16 protein-coding genes and 1 pseudogene are annotated in these 16,116 nt (G+C 66.4%); 9 read left to right on the forward strand and 8 right to left on the reverse strand.

The genetic code is table 11. From position 1 onward, the window contains the following. Together ON19_RS31660 and ON19_RS31665 are read left to right on the forward strand one after the other, a co-directional pair. A partial coding sequence (locus tag ON19_RS31660) for an IS256 family transposase (protein ID WP_043701195.1) occupies positions 1-740 on the forward strand: 740 nt, incomplete at its 5' end. A 187-nt stretch (positions 741-927) separates the two neighbouring features. Beyond that, positions 928-1,563 (forward strand): annotated as a pseudogene (locus ON19_RS31665) (IS630 family transposase); the annotation flags it as partial. Between the two features lie 815 nt (positions 1,564-2,378). On the opposite strand, the gene ON19_RS31670 reads toward ON19_RS31665, so the two are convergent. Further along, complete coding sequence (locus ON19_RS31670; RefSeq protein WP_043701198.1) at positions 2,379-3,197, reverse strand: ETX/MTX2 family pore-forming toxin; 819 nt, start codon at positions 3,195-3,197, stop codon at positions 2,379-2,381. 400 nt (positions 3,198-3,597) lie between these two features. Here ON19_RS31670 and ON19_RS31675 point away from each other — a divergent pair, with 400 nt between their 5' ends. Beyond that, positions 3,598-3,924: a transposase gene (locus ON19_RS31675; protein WP_043701201.1), complete on the forward strand. Its 327-nt coding sequence runs from the start codon at positions 3,598-3,600 to the stop codon at positions 3,922-3,924. 40 nt (positions 3,925-3,964) lie between these two features. On the opposite strand, the gene ON19_RS39370 is transcribed toward ON19_RS31675, so the two are convergent. After that, positions 3,965-4,396: a pyridoxamine 5'-phosphate oxidase family protein gene (locus tag ON19_RS39370; protein WP_051169496.1), complete on the reverse strand. Its 432-nt coding sequence runs from the start codon at positions 4,394-4,396 to the stop codon at positions 3,965-3,967. Between the two features lie 153 nt (positions 4,397-4,549). Here ON19_RS39370 and ON19_RS31685 point away from each other — a divergent pair, with 153 nt between their 5' ends. Then, the gene (locus tag ON19_RS31685; RefSeq protein WP_043701204.1) at positions 4,550-5,317 is read left to right on the forward strand and encodes an SDR family oxidoreductase; all 768 of its coding nucleotides are present in this window, start codon (positions 4,550-4,552) and stop codon (positions 5,315-5,317) included. A gap of 2 nt (positions 5,318-5,319) precedes the next feature. Next, positions 5,320-6,219 carry an RNA polymerase sigma-70 factor gene (locus ON19_RS31690; RefSeq protein WP_043701207.1) on the forward strand — a complete coding sequence of 300 codons (900 nt, stop codon included), beginning with the start codon at positions 5,320-5,322 and terminating at the stop codon, positions 6,217-6,219. Positions 6,220-6,300: 81 nt separating this feature from the next. Here ON19_RS31690 and ON19_RS31695 read toward each other — a convergent pair whose 3' ends face one another. Then, positions 6,301-6,813 carry a Dps family protein gene (locus tag ON19_RS31695; protein ID WP_043701210.1) on the reverse strand — a complete coding sequence of 171 codons (513 nt, stop codon included), beginning with the start codon at positions 6,811-6,813 and terminating at the stop codon, positions 6,301-6,303. A gap of 176 nt (positions 6,814-6,989) precedes the next feature. On the opposite strand from ON19_RS31695, the gene ON19_RS31700 reads away from it, so the two are divergent. Next, positions 6,990-7,712 carry a YwaF family protein gene (locus tag ON19_RS31700; protein WP_043701212.1) on the forward strand — a complete coding sequence of 241 codons (723 nt, stop codon included), beginning with the start codon at positions 6,990-6,992 and terminating at the stop codon, positions 7,710-7,712. 36 nt (positions 7,713-7,748) lie between these two features. Here the strand turns inward: ON19_RS31700 and ON19_RS31705 are convergent, their stop codons facing one another. From ON19_RS31705 to ON19_RS31715, 3 genes are all read right to left on the reverse strand, one after another. Beyond that, a complete protein-coding gene (locus ON19_RS31705; protein WP_043701215.1) occupies positions 7,749-8,567 on the reverse strand; it encodes an NmrA family NAD(P)-binding protein in 819 nt (272 codons plus the stop codon). 371 nt (positions 8,568-8,938) lie between these two features. Further along, positions 8,939-9,526: a hypothetical protein gene (locus tag ON19_RS31710; protein WP_083899755.1), complete on the reverse strand. Its 588-nt coding sequence runs from the start codon at positions 9,524-9,526 to the stop codon at positions 8,939-8,941. Between the two features lie 110 nt (positions 9,527-9,636). Continuing rightward, on the reverse strand, positions 9,637-10,578 hold the full coding sequence (locus tag ON19_RS31715; protein ID WP_043701220.1) for an AraC family transcriptional regulator: 942 nt from the start codon (positions 10,576-10,578) through the stop codon (positions 9,637-9,639). 81 nt (positions 10,579-10,659) lie between these two features. On the opposite strand from ON19_RS31715, the gene ON19_RS31720 reads away from it, so the two are divergent. The 3 genes from ON19_RS31720 (at position 10,660) to ON19_RS31730 (ending at position 13,613) form a co-directional block, all read left to right on the forward strand. Further along, positions 10,660-11,505 (forward strand): NAD(P)H-binding protein, encoded by an 846-nt coding sequence (locus tag ON19_RS31720; RefSeq protein ID WP_043701223.1) that lies wholly within the window; start codon positions 10,660-10,662, stop codon positions 11,503-11,505. A 355-nt stretch (positions 11,506-11,860) separates the two neighbouring features. Beyond that, positions 11,861-12,595, forward strand: a complete 735-nt coding sequence (locus ON19_RS31725) for an AraC family transcriptional regulator (protein WP_051169497.1) — start codon at positions 11,861-11,863, stop codon at positions 12,593-12,595. A 64-nt stretch (positions 12,596-12,659) separates the two neighbouring features. Next, a complete protein-coding gene (locus tag ON19_RS31730; RefSeq protein ID WP_043701231.1) occupies positions 12,660-13,613 on the forward strand; it encodes a sterol desaturase family protein in 954 nt (317 codons plus the stop codon). A gap of 154 nt (positions 13,614-13,767) precedes the next feature. Here ON19_RS31730 and ON19_RS31735 read toward each other — a convergent pair whose 3' ends face one another. Next, complete coding sequence (locus tag ON19_RS31735; RefSeq protein WP_043701226.1) at positions 13,768-14,832, reverse strand: lipocalin-like domain-containing protein; 1,065 nt, start codon at positions 14,830-14,832, stop codon at positions 13,768-13,770. Positions 14,833-14,923: 91 nt separating this feature from the next. Further along, positions 14,924-16,111, reverse strand: coding sequence for an oxygenase MpaB family protein (locus ON19_RS31740; protein ID WP_083899753.1), 1,188 nt, complete (start codon positions 16,109-16,111; stop codon positions 14,924-14,926). Between the last annotated feature and the right edge of the window lie 5 nt (positions 16,112-16,116).

Consider the following 16,116-nt stretch of genomic DNA (forward strand, 5'->3'; position numbering starts at 1 on the left):
GGCATCACGAAGAGTGCGACAGAGCCAAGATCCGCGATGGTCAGGTCGCCTCGCGCCCGGTCTACGTCGCCGTCGGCATCGGCCTCGACGGTGCCCGTGACGTGCTCGGACTCTGGGTCGGCGACGGCGGTGAAGGCGCCAAGCATTGGATGGCGGTGCTCGCCGAGCTGCGTAACCGAGGTGTCGAGGATGTGTGCATCGTCTGTTGCGACGGGTTGAAGGGACTGCCGGAGTCCATCGCCGAGATCTGGCCGCAAGCCGACGTGCAGCTGTGTGTGGTCCACCTCGTGCGGGCCAGCCTCAAATACGCTGGTAAACAGCACTGGGGGCCGATCAGCAAGCAGCTGCGTCAGGTTTATACCGCCCCGACGGTCGACGCGGCCGAGGCTCGGTTCGCCGAGTTCGCCGCCGAATGGGGCGATCGTTACCCGATGATCGTCAAGACCTGGCGCGGTTCCTGGGAGCACTTCACCACGTTTCTGCAGTTCCCGCCGGAGATCCGGCGGGTCGTCTACACGACCAACATGATCGAATCGCTCAACGCTCGCTTCCGGCAAGCGGTGCGCCGCCGCGGGCACTTCCCGACCGACCAGGCCGCGTTGAAAGTGCTCTACCTGGTCATCCGCGACCGCCGCAAGAACCGGCCCAACGTCGTCGGCCACACCCCCGGCTGGAAACGAGCCCTGCAGCAGTTCGCCCTGATCTACGGCGACCGCATCACCGACCACACCGAAAAGTAAATTCACAACCGGTCGCCTTCACCCACAAAGGTTCTGACACTCCCAGAACTAGTGTTCCACGCCTGAAATACGTTTGCTAATCGTAGGATTCGGCGGTGGCGAGGACGGGGCGGCCGAGATCGGGCCCGGATTTGGTGGTGACCGAGGCGCAGCGTCGGGAGTGGTGCGGGGTGCGGGGGCGGCGACATCGACGCAGGCGTATGCGTTACGGTGCCGGATCGTGCTGGCGTGCGCGGAGCCGGGCGCGGCGAACGCGCATGTGGCGGCAGCGGTAGGTGTCACGCCGATGACCGTGGCGAAGTGGCGAAAACGCTTCATCGAACACGGCCTGGGCGGGCTGGCCGACGAACCCCGGCCGGGACGGCCGCCGTCGATACTGTTGGACCGGGTGGAACAGGTGCTGGCCTTGACCCTGGAGCAGACTCCGCGTGATGCCACGCATTGGTCGCGGTCGTCGATGGCCGATCGGACCGGGCTGTCGAGATCGACGATCGGGCGGATCTGGCGGCGGTTCGAGCTGAAACCACATCTGGTCGACGGGTTCAAACTGTCGACAGACCCGCTGTTCGTGGAGAAAGTGGTGGATGTCGTCGGCCTGTACCACAATCCGCCCGAGCGGGCTGTTGTGTTGTGTGTGGACGAGAAATCGCAGATGCAGGCCCTGGATCGTTCCCAGCCGGTGCTACCGATGATGCCGGGCATGCCCGAGCGCCGCACCCACGACTACGCCCGCCACGGCACCACCAGCCTGTTCGCCGCTTTCAACATCGCCGACGGCACCGTCATCAGCGAACTGCACCGCCGCCACCGCGCGACCGCGTTCAACTCGTCGCTGGCAGCGGCCTAAGCAGGCACACCGACACACGCTATTCGGCCAGCCCAGGCCAGCGCGGTATGCGGTATTCCCGGACGTCCGTTGGACGTACGCCCTCGCCTCAGCGTCGTACCTCTCGACACGCCGATGTCATCGAGCGCATGGGCCCCGCGACTGCTGTGGCCTGGGCGGTACCGACCGGCGTTTCGGGCGACCGTGCGGAGGTACCCGGAGACCACTACGCTGGTCCGAAACGCCGTGGTTTTCGAACCTCTAGTATCGAAACAACTTCCTACACCTGTCGTGCGGTTACGACCGGAACCCCTGTACATGAAATGATCTGCCTCCTCGGCGGACCTCCGCTCGTCGGCATTACCCCGCGCGTTCGACACCGGGTGGGTCGCCGGTGAATCGGACCAGACGGGTCAAGGTTCAGGATATGGCACAAATTTCGTGATGTGGTCGGCCGGTTTTGTCAGTCGCTCATGGGGATCGTTTCCGGAGGAGGTCTGTCTTCGCGCGTCCGAACGGTGCGCGGTGCATAGCGGCGATCGGTCGTGCGCGTCGCCGCCTCGGCTCGATCATGCGCGCGGGCGGTGTCGCGGTTGGCCTGCACCGACCGGCCCAGCGCATCCCACGCCCTGTCGATCGCACGAGGCGCGGCTGCGGCCGTGACCGAGATCTGTATCAGCCGACCGGGTCCACGAGGTCTTCGAGTCAGACCACATGCATGACGCATGGCCCTTCACGCTTCGGCAGTGGGGCCCAGGCGCTCGTTATCGACGTGGGCCCCACGCATGCACGAACTTCAGCGATGCAGCAGATCAGCTGACTGTTGCTGCGGGAACGACTTCTAGCGTTTCCATGAGCTCGGGTGTGACATCGATGATGTAATTCCTGGCAGGTTCGCGGTTGTCCAGTGGCGCCTCGGTGACGTCGATCACGGCTTTGATTCCTTCGTTCGCCACGAAGACGCCGTTGGTGCGGAAGTAGGTTTTCGCGCCCTCGTTGCGAAACCCGGCCAAGGGCTTCTCCGCAAAAATCCCTGTGATAGTGGGGTAATACCGGAACCTGCCATTTTGGCCTGGCGCGGTATACGTCCCTTCACCTCCTATATGCCCACCGAAGGCACCGACCATCGTGTAAGGAACACTGGGTTTGGTCTTCTCGATCATCAGTATCGCCGTGACCTTGGACCGCGGCGGAATGGTGAGTTGCTTATGGAACTCCCAGCCTCGCTCCTTGGTCTCTGTTTTGGATTCGCTTGATGTGTATGAATACTCGGTGGATATGGTGGTATCAATACCGCCGATGAAGGGGACCTTCACGCTGCTCGTGAGCGAGATGCCGACGGACACAGAGTGTTCGCTGGACCATGTGTAGCTGTTAGTGACTTTCTCGGTCCGGATCACGGTTGTTTGTTGAGGGACGGAGGTATTATTCGTCTCGGTTACCGTGTCGATGGTGTCCATTACTGTGCTCGGACTCCACTGATCAAGGTGATAAGTGATATCGCCGTCGAACTCCAGAAGATCGAAGAGTAGTCTGTCTAATTGCACGTTGGCATTGGCGGGGAGGTTCTTTTTTACCAGATAGATAATTGTGTCGCTCAGGTGCTTGTTCAGATCGATGCTCTGTGGCATTCTGTCGGACCTTTCGCTCGATTTCGGACAATTCCGCAACCGTTACCCGCGTTGCATGGCTGTACTACTCGCCGCCGAGGGACTTGGAAAGGCACGGAACCAATCCCCAGGCGGCATTGCGATATATAGTCGCGGACACGATCGACAAGGCAATCAGAAAACGCACCGGACCCCACAGTTCCGGCACCTCCACTCCGCTAATGATTATGCCCGCCAACGACTTTGCGCGGATCTGTTTCCGAAGAAGCCCCCTTCCCGACGGTGTGTCGCGAAATCCGGGTTCGGAAGTGTCGCGCCGGAAGCGACCCACCTGTAGCGGGTGTTGCCCGCGGTAGCGCTCGCCTTGGGTGGGCGGGCCGGCGCCCGGTTGACCGGGCACCTGGCAGCGAGGGGCAGCCGCATGACCCTGCTGCGCCAGATCCGCGCGCTGCCCGATCCGGCACCGGTGCGGCCCTGGATCCTGGGTGTGGACGACTTCACCCTGCGCCGCGGACACCACTACTGCACGATCCTGATCGACATGGCGACCCGCCGACCGATCGAGATGCTCACCGACCGCAGCACCGAGAACCTGACCGCCTGGCTTCGAGACCGTCCCGGCATCGAAATCATCTGCCGCGACCGAGCTGGCGCCTACGCCGAAGCAGCGGCCAAAGGCGCACCGCCCACATCCCGGGGCCGCCAACCCCACCACCCTCGGTTCGTCGAGTCACCGCCTGGATCATGACCGACCCGTCCCGGATCGACCCCGGCGACCAGCGCCGACCTCAGACACTGGCGACAGCCGTGATCTGGCTGGGGACGACGGTGATCACGACTCGGGCGCGTTCGAGATCCCGTTGCGCGACTCCCGGCGCGATGTCGTCGCTGATGTACTTGGTTCTGATGCGTTCGGTCCAGGCGCAGGCCGGGTCAAGGGCAAGACTTGCGGTGCCGATCACTCGAACCTGCCGGTTCGGTCGCTCGCCATCGGCGCGGAGGGCATCTTCGACATCGAGGACGAGCCCGACGCGAGGGTTGGACCGTATCCGCTCGAGGTGCGGTCGGTCGGCGTAGCTGGTCAGATAGAACCTGCCGTCGAGCCAGAGGAACCACAGAGGCGTGATGTGCGGGTAGCCCGCTGAGTCGATCGTGGCCAGGTGCGCCACGACGTCTCGTGTCAGTAGGTCAGCGATCTCGGATTCGCGTAGGGGCCGCATCGGTCGGCTGGTGATCCTTCTGTTCGTGTGACAGGTGCCAGTTCTTCTGTCGGATATTTTCGGTCCGCATGTCACAGGGGGCCAGGCTGTCTCGTCTCGTGTTTCGCAGACAGGTTCTGCGAAGGAACACCGTCTCATAGCAAGGAGCTGGTCATGAGCGAGCAGACCACACATCAGAAGGTCGCGCTGGTTACCGGGGCGAACAAGGGGATCGGCCGTGGGGCTGCCGAGCAACTCGCGGCGCGGGGCATGGTTGTCCTGATCGGTGCCAGAGACCCGCGGCGCGGTGAGGAGGCTGCCGTGGCGCTGCGCGCGGCAGGTGGCGCCGCCCACGCGGTCACCCTGGACGTCACCGACCGCACGACCATCGAGGAGGCCGCGAAGCAGATCGAAGAGCGCTTCGGCCGGCTCGACGTGCTGATCAACAACGCCGGCATCACCGGCTCCGGGCAAGTTTCGCCCCAGGACGCCTACGATCAAGTCCCCAGCACCGTCGACCTGGACATGGTCCGGGAGGTGTTCGAGACCAACGTTTTCGGGGTGATCGCGGTGACCAACGCCATGCTGCCGCTGCTGCGGCGGTCACCGGCGCCGCGCATCGTCAACGTCAGCAGTCATGCCGCGTCGCTGACCCTCACCAGCGACCTCGACGGTCCCTTCGCGACACTGCTGCCGTCGGCGGCGTACTCGCCGTCGAAATCCGCGGTGACCGCGCTGACCGTGAACTACGCCAAGGAGCTGCGCAAGGACGGGTTCCTCGTCAACGCCGTCGCTCCCGGCTGCGTCGACACCGACAGCAACAACCACACCGGTTTCCTCACGGTCGCGCAGGGCGCCGCGGTCTTGGTGCGCTTGGCCACGCTCGACGCGGACGGGCCGACGGGCGGGTTCTTCGGCGAAGACGGTTCGGTGCCCTGGTGAGGATGCGCGAGGAGGAGTTCCGAGATCTACGGCCGCTGTTGTTCTCGATCGCCTACCGGCTGCTGGGCAGCGTGACCGAAGCGGAGGACGCGGTCCAGGAGACCTGGCTGCGCTATGCGGCATCTCCGACCCGTCCCGCGTCGGCGAAGGCGTTCCTGGCTGCCACCGTGAGCAGGATCTCGATCGACGTGCTGCGCTCGGCCCGTGTCCGGCGGGAGGAGTACGTCGGGCCGTGGTTCCCCGAGCCGCTGCTGTCCGACCCCTACGAGGATCCGCAGCGCTCGGCGGAACTGGCCGACTCGTTGTCCATGGCAGCCCTGCTGCTGCTCGAGCGGCTCAGCCCGCTCGAACGCGCCGTCTTCGTCCTGCGGGAAGTGTTCGGGTTCGGCTTCCCCGAGGTCGCCTCCGCCGTGGGACGCTCGGAAGCCGCGTGCCGCCAGCTCGCGGTGCGGGCGCGCCGCCATATGGACGCGGCCCGGCCTCGGTTCGAGGCCGACCGCGCCCAGCGCGAGAAGCTCGCCGCGCGATTTCTCGACGCCTTCCGGGACGGGGATGTCGAAGGGCTGACCGAGCTACTGGCCGCCGACGTCCAGATGGTCGGCGACGGCGGCGGCAAGGCTCCGCAATGGGCCGACCGATTCATCGGAGCTCGGAACGTGGCTCGGGCGCTCGCCGCGCTCGTCCGGATGTTCGCTCGGATCGACGCGAAGATGGAACCGCACCTGGTGAACGGCCAGCCGGGTGCGATCTTCCGCGACCAGGACGGCAAGGTCCTCAACACCTGGGCGCTGGACATCCTCGACGGACAGATCCAGACGATCCGCACGGTGAACAACCCGGACAAGCTGGGGCATGTCGGTCCCGTGGCGGACGCTTGGGCGGCCCTCCGCGGCGAAACCTAGGCCAGTCACCAGCGTGCTGCGGAAGGTGACACAGAACCCGCCGCGAGCGAACAGCACCACGGCGGGTCGAGGTCGGGGCGGTCAGACGCTGCGGTTCTCCGACTTGATCATCCACGCCAGCTTCTCCAGCGAGTCGATGACCTGGTGCAGCAGATCGCTGGAGCTGGGGTCCTCGGCGTCCACGGTGTCGTGCACGTCGCGGATGGTGTCGATCGCCGCGTAGGTCCGCGTCGTGATCAAGTCGACGACGTCGGCGGTGTTCACCTCTTGGGCGGGGAACGGTGGGAGGCTCGTCGTCGCGGCGACGGTATCGGAACGCCCGTCGGGGACGGCATCGAGGGCTCGCATCCGCTCGGCGACGGTGTCGCTGCTCTCGCGGGCTGCGTCGACGAGCTCGTCGAGCTGTAGGTGCAGGTCGCGGAAGTTGGTCCCGACGACGTTCCAGTGGGCCTGCTTGCCTTGCAGATGCAGTTCGACGAGATCGACGAGTACACGCTGCAGGTCGGCGGCCAGCCGGGGGGAGGCGGTGAAATTCCGGACATCGTCGGCGAGACGGCGATTGGTCCGCTGCTGAGTGCGAGGTGCCGCAGTCATGGTTGTGCTCCTTTCCGGAATGCTTCACCAGGAACAACGGCTGTCTTTATTGGAATCATTCCAGATTATGCTGTTGGGTGGGTCACTGTGCCGCGGGACCGCGGTCGCCTCGGTGTGCGGGCGCGCGGACGTACAAATCCGACGGCGGCTGCGTCCGCGCGAATAAGATCAGCTAGGTGGACCCGCCATCGGCGCTGCGCGAGTTCTCCGCATACGGGCCATCACACTGGATCGTGCTGGCCGTGTTCACGGCCGGTGCGGCGTTGGTTGTCCGGGTCGGCCGTAGGCACCGCAGCCCGGAAGGGGAACGCCGATTCGGTCGCGTTGCCGGTGGCGCGACGCTGTTGTTGTATCTGGCGATCTACTTCTCCGCGATGGTTCCGCCGACTCTCGGCCGCTCGGTTCCGCTGCGACTGACCGATCTCGCGACCATGGTCGCGGCATACGCCCTGTGGTCGCACCGGCGCTGGGCGTACGCGCTGACCTATTACTGGTGCCTGACTCTCAGCACGCAGGCGCTCGTGTCACCGGCACTCGACGGCCCGGATTTCCCGAATCCCGAATTCCTTGCCTTCTGGGCGATCCATCTGGTCGTGGTCTGGGCAGCCATCTACCTCACCTGGGGCATCGGCATGCGACCGGACTGGCGAAGCTATTGGCTTGCCGTAATCGTCACCGTGGTGTGGGTCGCGGTCACGTTCGTCTTCAACTCGATCGCCGGCACCAACTATGGATTCGTCAACGGGAAACCCGCGACCCCCTCACTGCTCGATGTGCTCGGCCCCTGGCCCTGGTACCTGGTCACCGTGGCCGTGCTCCTGCTTGCGGTGTGGGCCTCGATGACCTGGCCGTGGACTCGGAGATCACGCGCTGAACGCCCACATCGCAGCGCACGCTGACCCGTGGCTTCCCTGCGCGCGCTAGCGTTCGACCAGCTACCGATGCTGCTGAAAACGTTCCGCGTGTTCGGCCGCCCATTGGGCGAAAGTGCGGGCTGGGCGGCCGGTTATCCGCTCGACGGTGTCGACCACAGTGGTGGAGTCCTCGCTGGGCGCGGCGTACCAGCCGATGACGTATTCGGCATCGGCTCGGGGTACGCCGGTGGCCAGGAGTCTGTCGATGGCCTGCTCATGGGTGATCGGGACGAAGGATATGTCGCGGCCGACAGCCGAAGACAGGATCTCGATCCGCTCCCGAGGTGTCAGTGATTGCGGGCCGGTGAGGTTGTAAGCGCGCCCCGCGTGGCCGTCGTCGAGCAGCGCGACAGCTGCGACGGCCGCTATGTCGGCCTCGTGCACCAGCGCGCTGGGGAAGTCGTAGGGTTCACGCACGACGCCCTCGGCTCGGATCGATTCGATCCAGGTCAATGTGTTGGACATGAATTCTTGCGGTTCCAGGCGCGTCCACTCCACACCCGAATCGGCCACGGCCTGTTCGACCGGTCCGACCGCACCGCCCCACACCACGGTGATCCGCCGCACGCCCGCCGCGCACGCCCGCCGCACCAGCTCGGGACCGGCTTCGGCGAGCCCCGCCGTTACCGTGACATGCAGTCGGCCGACGCCTTCGAGGGCCGCCTCCAGCATCCGCGGTGCGGTATGCGTGCCCGCCACCAACTCCACACCGGGCGGCAGAATTCGTGCGGCAGCAGCGGGATTCCGTGTCAGCGCTCGAACGCGTTCTCCCCGCCGGACCAGTTCTCCAACCACGTGGCGGCCGGTATTTCCGGTGGCGCCCGTAACCAATGTCGTCATCAACGAACTCCTATCGTCGCGGACGACGCTAGAAGCTCAACTTTGCTCGAGGTCAAGACCACGGGTCGGCAGCCGATGACGCATCACACTGGGCCGTGCAAGAGGGGGAGGCCGCTGGGAGTGGGTCGCGGCGTGCGGTGCCGAATAAGGAACTCCGGCAAAACGATCTATTTCCGGGTCGCGGCCGATGCCCGCGCTTATCCGGGCCCCCGGCTGCGACCCTACCGAAGCGGGTGGGTCCGGTTGATCGGGCGGGATGATCCGGTTCGGCATTGCCGGACCAGGTCCCGGTAGCTCCCGAGCCAGTGCACCGCCAGATGTCCTGGCCTGCGCGACAGCAGGGTTGGCGATCCCGTGGTGGCCACGTGGTGTCAGCCGGCGAACGGGGGCAGTGCCGCGAACTCCGGGGCGAGCCGGGCGGTCGGGACGGTGTGCGCGATCCAGCGACGGGCACGGCTGAGCGGATGATCGGGGATTTCCGCGTCCCAACGGATGTCGTCGGCGGCGTTGTACGGCAGCCGGCCCTGTACCTCGGGTGCGTAGGGATGCGGCGGGTACATGTTGTCGAAACCGATCTTGGTGGCGAGCATGGCCTCACGCAGGCCGGTGGTGCCGGTCTCGGGACAAAGGATCTGCAGGACCGCGCTGCTGCGGGACTTCGGGACGATCACGGACGCGGCGAACACCAAGCCCTGGGGCTGGTTCGGCAATGGCAACTTCTCCATTCGCAACAGCGCGGGCTGCGCGTCCAGCCACACCACGAAAGCTTCGATCAGGCAGCCGTTCTCGGCACTTCTCTCGGCCAGGCGACGGCGCAGAGTCGCCAGATCCTCCAGTGGTGCAGGCAGATCCGGGACGATGTCGAAGTACGACACGTTCACCATGTCACCGGTCCGAGGATCCCGCCAGGTCGCGTTGTCGACCTGCTGCATTTCCCCGATGTCGAACGAAATAGGCACCGGGTGAGCGTATCCGGCGGCCCGCGCCACCCTCGCGAGTGTGCGCCGCTGGTGAGAACAGGTCTCTGCCTGGTGGGTGGCGCGTCCCGGATGGCCGCTCGTAATTGTCCTTATTCGGCCCGCCACTGGGGTTTCGGGCTCCGGTGGTCACTGGGCCGCGTGCCGCGTAGCCGCTTGAAAGCCACGCTCAATGCGAAGGCGTTGGCGTAGCCCACCTTTCTCGCGATCGTGCCCACCGTGTGGTCGGTCTCCCGCAGCAGGTTCGCGGCCGAGTCGATCCGCCAGCCCGTGAGGTAGGACATCGGCGGCTCGCCGACCAGCGCGGTGAACCGCCGGGCGAGCGCGGCTCGCGACACTCCCACCTTCGACGCGAGCTCCGCCACCGTCCATGGGTGGGCAGGTGTGTCGTGCAGGAGCCGAAGCGCCGCACCCACGACCGGGTCGTCCAGTGCGCGGCACCAGGCCGGGGCGTCGGCGTCCGGGTTGTCGAACCAGCTGCGCAGCGCGGAGACCAGCATCAGATCCAGCAGCCGGTCCAGCACCAGTTGCTGTCCCGGCCGGTCTCTGGCGACCTCTTCGGCCACTGTCTCCACCGACGGGTAGGGGCCCTCCTCGCGCGGCACCACCAGCACGGCGGGCAGAGTTCGCAGCAGTCGTTCGCTGAGCTCGCCCCGGCGCTCGAAAGCGCCGCTGACCAGTACAGCGGCCTCCTCGGACGGTGTGCCGCAGGTCCGGGCGGGCCCGGCGGCACGTTCGACGCCTTCGGCTCCCGGGCAGTAGTCGGCGCTGGTCACCACCAGCGAGGGTGTGGTCGCGGGGTGGTCGGCCACCGTGTAGGGCACGTCTCCGCGGATGACGGCTATGTCGCCGACGCCGATGGCTACCGCTTCGTGCTGGTCCGGGACGATCCACGCCCGGCCGCGCAGCATCGTGACCAGCGTCAGCGGGGCGCCACTGGCCATTCGCAGGGCCCAGGGCGGGCGCATGATCGACTGCCGGAAAACCGCGCCGCGCGCCCGTACTTCTGCCAACAGCTCCGACACGGCGTCCATGCCTTCAGCGTAGACGCATAGACATCGACTGGAGCTTCCTGACCATGGATCGTCTCGGTACCAGCCGGTTGACTAAAGGACATGTCTGAACATCCGATTCTTGTCACGGGGGCGACCGGCAAGTCCGGCCGCCGCGTCGTAAGCCGATTGCGGGCGAAGGGGCTGCCGGTTCGCGCGGCGGCTCGGAAGGGCGAGCACGTCTTCGATTGGACCGACCGCGGCACCTGGGATGCCGCACTGGAGGGCGTGCGGTCCATGTATATCGTGCAACTGGACGGCACTGAACTCGTTCGCCCGTTCGTCGAGCGGGCGATGCGGCATGGAGTGCAGCGGATCGTGCTGGCCTCGGGGCGCGGGATCGACAATCCGGACTACGTCAAGGACAGCAGAGGAGTCTTGGCGGGCATCCTCGATAGCGAGGCCGCTGTGCGGGAGAGCGGTTCGGAGTGGACGATCAGCAGGCCGGGCTGGTTCGCGCAGAACTTCAGCGAGGGTTTCTTCGCCGATGCCATCCGCGCCGGTGAACTGCGGCTGCCGGCCGGCGATGGGGCAGCCAGCTTCGTGGATGCCGAGGACATCGCCGCGGTGGTGGTCGCCGCGCTGACCGAAGACCGGCACGTGGGGGAGATCTACGAGCTGTCCGGTCCCCGGGCGGTGACCCTGGCCGAGGCAGTCGCCACGATCTCCGAGGCCACCGGCCGCGAAATCCGTTACGTGCCACTCTCCGTCGAGGACTACGTCGCGGAACTCGTTCGGCAGGGATTGCCGCCCGCGGACGCCGCTGCCTTTGCCGACGTCGTCGCGCCGCTGCGGGAGGGGAAGGACGAACACGTCTCCGACGGCGTGCAGCGTGCCCTCGGTCGCCCGCCACGGACTTTCGCCGAATTCGCCCAGTCCACTGCTGCCGCGGGAGGTTGGCCGACCTGACCAAAGGCTTGACAGCGCAACTGTGGCGGCGAGCAGTGGTGCGCGACAACAGTCACGCGAACTGCCAACAGGTTCTGCGGACCGACCTCTACGCCGTGAAGAAATCGATGAGGGCGCGGGCGACTCGGCCGGGGGCGTTCTCCGTGGGGATGTGTGCCGCTTCCGGGATACGGTGGAGTGTGGTGTCCACCCTCCTTGTCCCCGGAAATCTCGGTGAACGCGACCCTCATTCGCGCCCTGGTTCGCTACCTCGACGGCTTGCCCGGCCCGGCCGCCGCGGCCGGAGAGGGGTAGTCGCTGCTCGGCGTGCCGCCGGGTCGATCGTCCTGCGCCCATCGGCCGGTAGCGAGGCGCGATGACCGACTCGATCTCCCAGTGGCTCGGCGGTGTCGTGTTCACTCCCGGTCTGATGGCCTTCACCGGCGAAATCGGGGCTACCGCGACGCATTCCCACGCTGCCGTGCAGGTACTGCTGGTCACCCGCGGCGAACTCACCCTCGTCGACGGCGGCGGGAACGCCGGGCGCGCAGACCTCGCGATCATCCCGCCCGGAGTCCGTCACGAGGTGCGCGTGGCGGCCGGGACCGCCGGATTCCTCGCCTACCTCGACCCGGCCGGTGTCGCTGGACGCGCTGCCGTCGCCCGTCTGGCCGACCGGCCCGCAGATCGGGTAGAGAGTTGGATCGCGGCGGCCATCCCGACGTCGCACGGTTACCCGCCACGGGATTCGGCGATCATCGTGCCCCGGCGCGCCGCACATCCGGTGGTGATCGCGGCGATGGAATCGGCAGACGCCGGCCCGGTCGGACCACCGGCCCTCGGTGAGCTGGCCCGCCGGGTCGCGATGTCCCCGAGTCGCCTGTCGCACCTGTTCGCCGCCGAGGTCGGGCTGCCCTATGCGGCATGGCGGCGCTGGACGCGGCTGCGCCGCGCCATCGATCAGGTCCGGGCGGGACGATCGCTGACCGAAGCCGCCCACGCCGCCGGATTCTCCGACAGCGCGCACCTCACCCGCACCTGCCGCGACCTGTTCGGCATCACCCCCACCGAGGCCCTGGCGGCGACCGGCTGGCGCCGGACATCCGGCTGAGTCGGCGGTGAGGTCAGCCGATTTCTACAAGCGCTCGTCCACGCCGTCCGGCGACGCTGAAATCATGATCACGCTTATCCAACCGGCCGTCCGCTACGGTTACGCGCCGCTCATGCTGCTCGGCGTCAACGGCGTCGGCATCGCCGTCGCCGCCTCCGGCGCGAGCAAACTATGGCTGCTCGCCCTGCTCGTCGTCGCGATCGCCCTGTCGTTCACCGCCGAACGCGTGCTGCCCTACGAGTCGACTTGGAATGGCTCGCAGGGGGATTCCGGCCGCGATACGGCTCACGCCGTCGTCAACGAAACACTCATCCTCGCCAGCGTGGCCGCCATACCCGCACTCGCGGCACTGACACCCGGCGACGGAATCTGGCCTGCGACACTACCGTTCGTCGTTCAAGTGCTGATCGCGATCCTGTTCGCCGATCTCGGCATCACTCTCACCCACTACGCCAGCCACAAAATCGGTGTGCTGTGGCGGTTCCATGCCGTGCACCACAGCGTCAAACGGTTCTACGGCCTCAACGGGCTGATGAAACACCCGCTGCACCAGACCATCGAAATGACCGCGGGCGTCACTCCGCTGCTGCTGCTCGGCATACCTGTTCCGGTCGCCGGTGCCCTGTCGCTCGCCGTGGCCGTGCAACTTCTGCTGCAACACTCCAATGCCGACTACCGCGTCGGCCCGTTCGCGCGTGTGCTTGCCCTCAACGAAGGCCATCGATTCCACCACCTCAAATGGGCCGGCATCGGTGACGTCAACTTCGGACTGTTCACGCTGCTCTGGGATCACCTGCTGCGCACCTACAGCTACGATCCCGCCCGCCGTTTCAGCAGTGCCGACCTCGGTATGGCCGCCAAACCCCACTACCCGGTCGGCTATCTCGCCCAACTCGCCGAACCATTCAGCGCGCACGGCGCCTGCCAGTTCACCACCGCCGGCGTCACAGCCCCAGCAGCCTATGCGCGATCGGCCGACCCCGACCCGTCGGGCCCAGATCGTCAGACGGTCTCCTGACCGCTACCGGCTTTACACTGCGTGGCGCCGATGCCGCCACGCAGCGGCGAGAGCCACCGCGCTCGACACGGACGCCGCCCAGCAGTTGGAGGAGTCGAATCAGATGCTGACCGCCATGGGCTGGTTTCCCTCTCCAGAAACTGGGCGGCCCGGGTCAGGCCAGGGCGACCAATTCGTGCAACGTCGAGCCGGTGCGCTTTTCGATGCCGGTCGCGGTGTGGACGGTCAATTCGAACGACGACTCGAACCGGAAGTAGCCGGGATGTCCGACCAGCCGGTGTACCAGCGGTTTGATCAGCCGCGATCGGGCGACGGGGATGTCGTCGATCAGGTCGTGGGCGTGGATGACCTTGTCGACGACCAAGCGCAGATCCACGCTTCCCGGCACCCGCAGCTCGATCCATTCCGGATAGGTTCGGCCTGCGACGGCGTCGAAGCGCGCCGGACCTTCGGTGAGAATCGTCTCGCCGGTCGACAACACGATGTCGGCGTGGTGGGCGAGCATCAGCGGACTGATCTCGTGCCCACCTCGACGCTGCTGGGTCAGTACCGAGGCGTAGAGCAGTGAATAGTCCTCGACGTAGAGGCGGCCCCAGTGCCAGCGGTCGATGATCTTCTTCATGTCGCCGACGCCCCAGTTGTGGTCGTGATACCCGCGCCCGGTGACCTCGTGCCGGGTGCCGTCCAGTTCGATGGCGCCCGTCACCCGGGCGCGGGGCGCCCCCACCATCCACCCGAACGAATCCCGGCTCCCGAAACGGGATTCTCCCTTGCCCGGCATCCAACTGGGGGTTTCGTTGTGGAATCGCAGATCGAAGACTATTCCGTCCTCGGCCATGTGCAGATGGTGAATCGGCAGCCCATCCGCCGGGTGCTCGGTGTGGGCGCGGTTGGGGCCGATCCGCACGTCGCAGGCTTCGGCCGAGAACACCGCCGCCGCTCGTGGATACCGCCTGGACACCTGGCGGCGGGTTCCATCCGGTGCGTACACCATCATCTCCACCCAGGGTTTGACGTTGGGGAGATCCTCGGGCCGCCGCTTGGTCAGGAACCCGATCACGACGTGCCCGGTGTCGAGGTGGGCGTCGAAGTACCAGTGCTCGAAGGCCAGTTTGCTCGGTGCCGGATGAAGGCCGTTGTGCTGCGGCTCCACGGGAGTCAGCACCCCGTCCCGGCGTCCGGGCCCGTTCCATACTTCGACGATTTCTGCGGTATTCATCGCTGCTTTCGGTGTCGGTGGACCCGACGGCGTCCTGTGGCGGCGAATCGGATCCGGTTGGCGCGGCTCGAAGGCGAGCGCGGCCTGAAGGTCATCGGCGGAGCGCCCCGCCGGCGTCGAAAGCCGCTTCGCGGCCCTGCATCTGAGCGCGATACCAATTTTCGCGATGCCACAGCATGAGCTTTTCGTGCGCCCGCGCGAAGGGCGGGCACGCCCTGCGCAGGAGTTCCATCGCCGTGATCAGAGGAAAGCGCGCGATCGGGATGGCGACCCAGGGAAAGGCCGGGGGCATCTTGTAGCGACGCCTCGTCCAGGGAGCCATGTACATCGCGGAGTACACGGAGTTGATGCGGAAGTTGTACGTCTCGCGCAGCCTTGTGAGACCTCGGTGGCCGTCGCGAGGCGCGAATGCCACCGGATAGGACTCGATCAACTCCGCACCGTGCTTGCCCGCGTCGTAGGAGCGAGAGGCGATGGTCATGGCCAGCACACGCAACGAGTCGAGGACGGTTTCCGGATACCAGCGCAGCCGCACCCCGAGCAGGTAACCCATGTACTTCTGAAAGTGGAGCAGCGCACGGATTTCCGACGGCGTCGTCTGGTAGCCGAGCGCCCACAAGCCGAGCCCGGGGGTGACGCTGCCGCCCAGCAGGGTCAGCATCTGATAGGTCTGACTGATCGGCAGGCCCCACCGTTCGATGTCCCACTCCGGGTGCCCGGCGACTTTCGCGCGGATCGAGACGTGCATGATGCGCACCTTCAACGCCGTGGCGCGCCCCGCCGATCCCGGAGTCAGCAGTGCGCGGGGCTCGGAGACATCGATCCAGAAGCGGGTCGTCTCCAGGAAGCGGCGCAGCGCGCTGTCCCCGGCGTATCCGCCGGCCAGCGACAACGGCGTCGCGACAGCGGCTTCGGTGTACATCTCGAGTGTTTCCGCGCCCGCGAAGCTGAACAGCATCGTTCCCCACCGCCGCCAGATCGCCGCGCCCTGCTCGACCAGTTCGGGCACCACCCACTCGGGCACCGTCTCGAACTCCTCGAACAGCGCGCGCATCGATTCCGGCGCGTCCGGCACTGCCTCGATACCCTGGGTCAGCGCCGTTTCCAGCATCCGGCGCCCGGCTCGCGGACCGATCTCGCCGTGCATCACCTCCGCGACGAACCGTTCCGCGACCGGATCGCCCGCGAAGAGGTCCTCGCACAATGCGACAGCTTGCGCATCGGTGGGAAACAGCTCGGTCCCGGTGACTTTCGCGAAGAGACGCTCGATGCGCTGCATCTTAG

The sequence above is a fragment of the Nocardia abscessus NBRC 100374 genome, from assembly GCF_000308455.1.
In the GTDB taxonomy this organism is placed as follows: Bacteria; Actinomycetota; Actinomycetes; order Mycobacteriales; family Mycobacteriaceae; genus Nocardia; species Nocardia abscessus.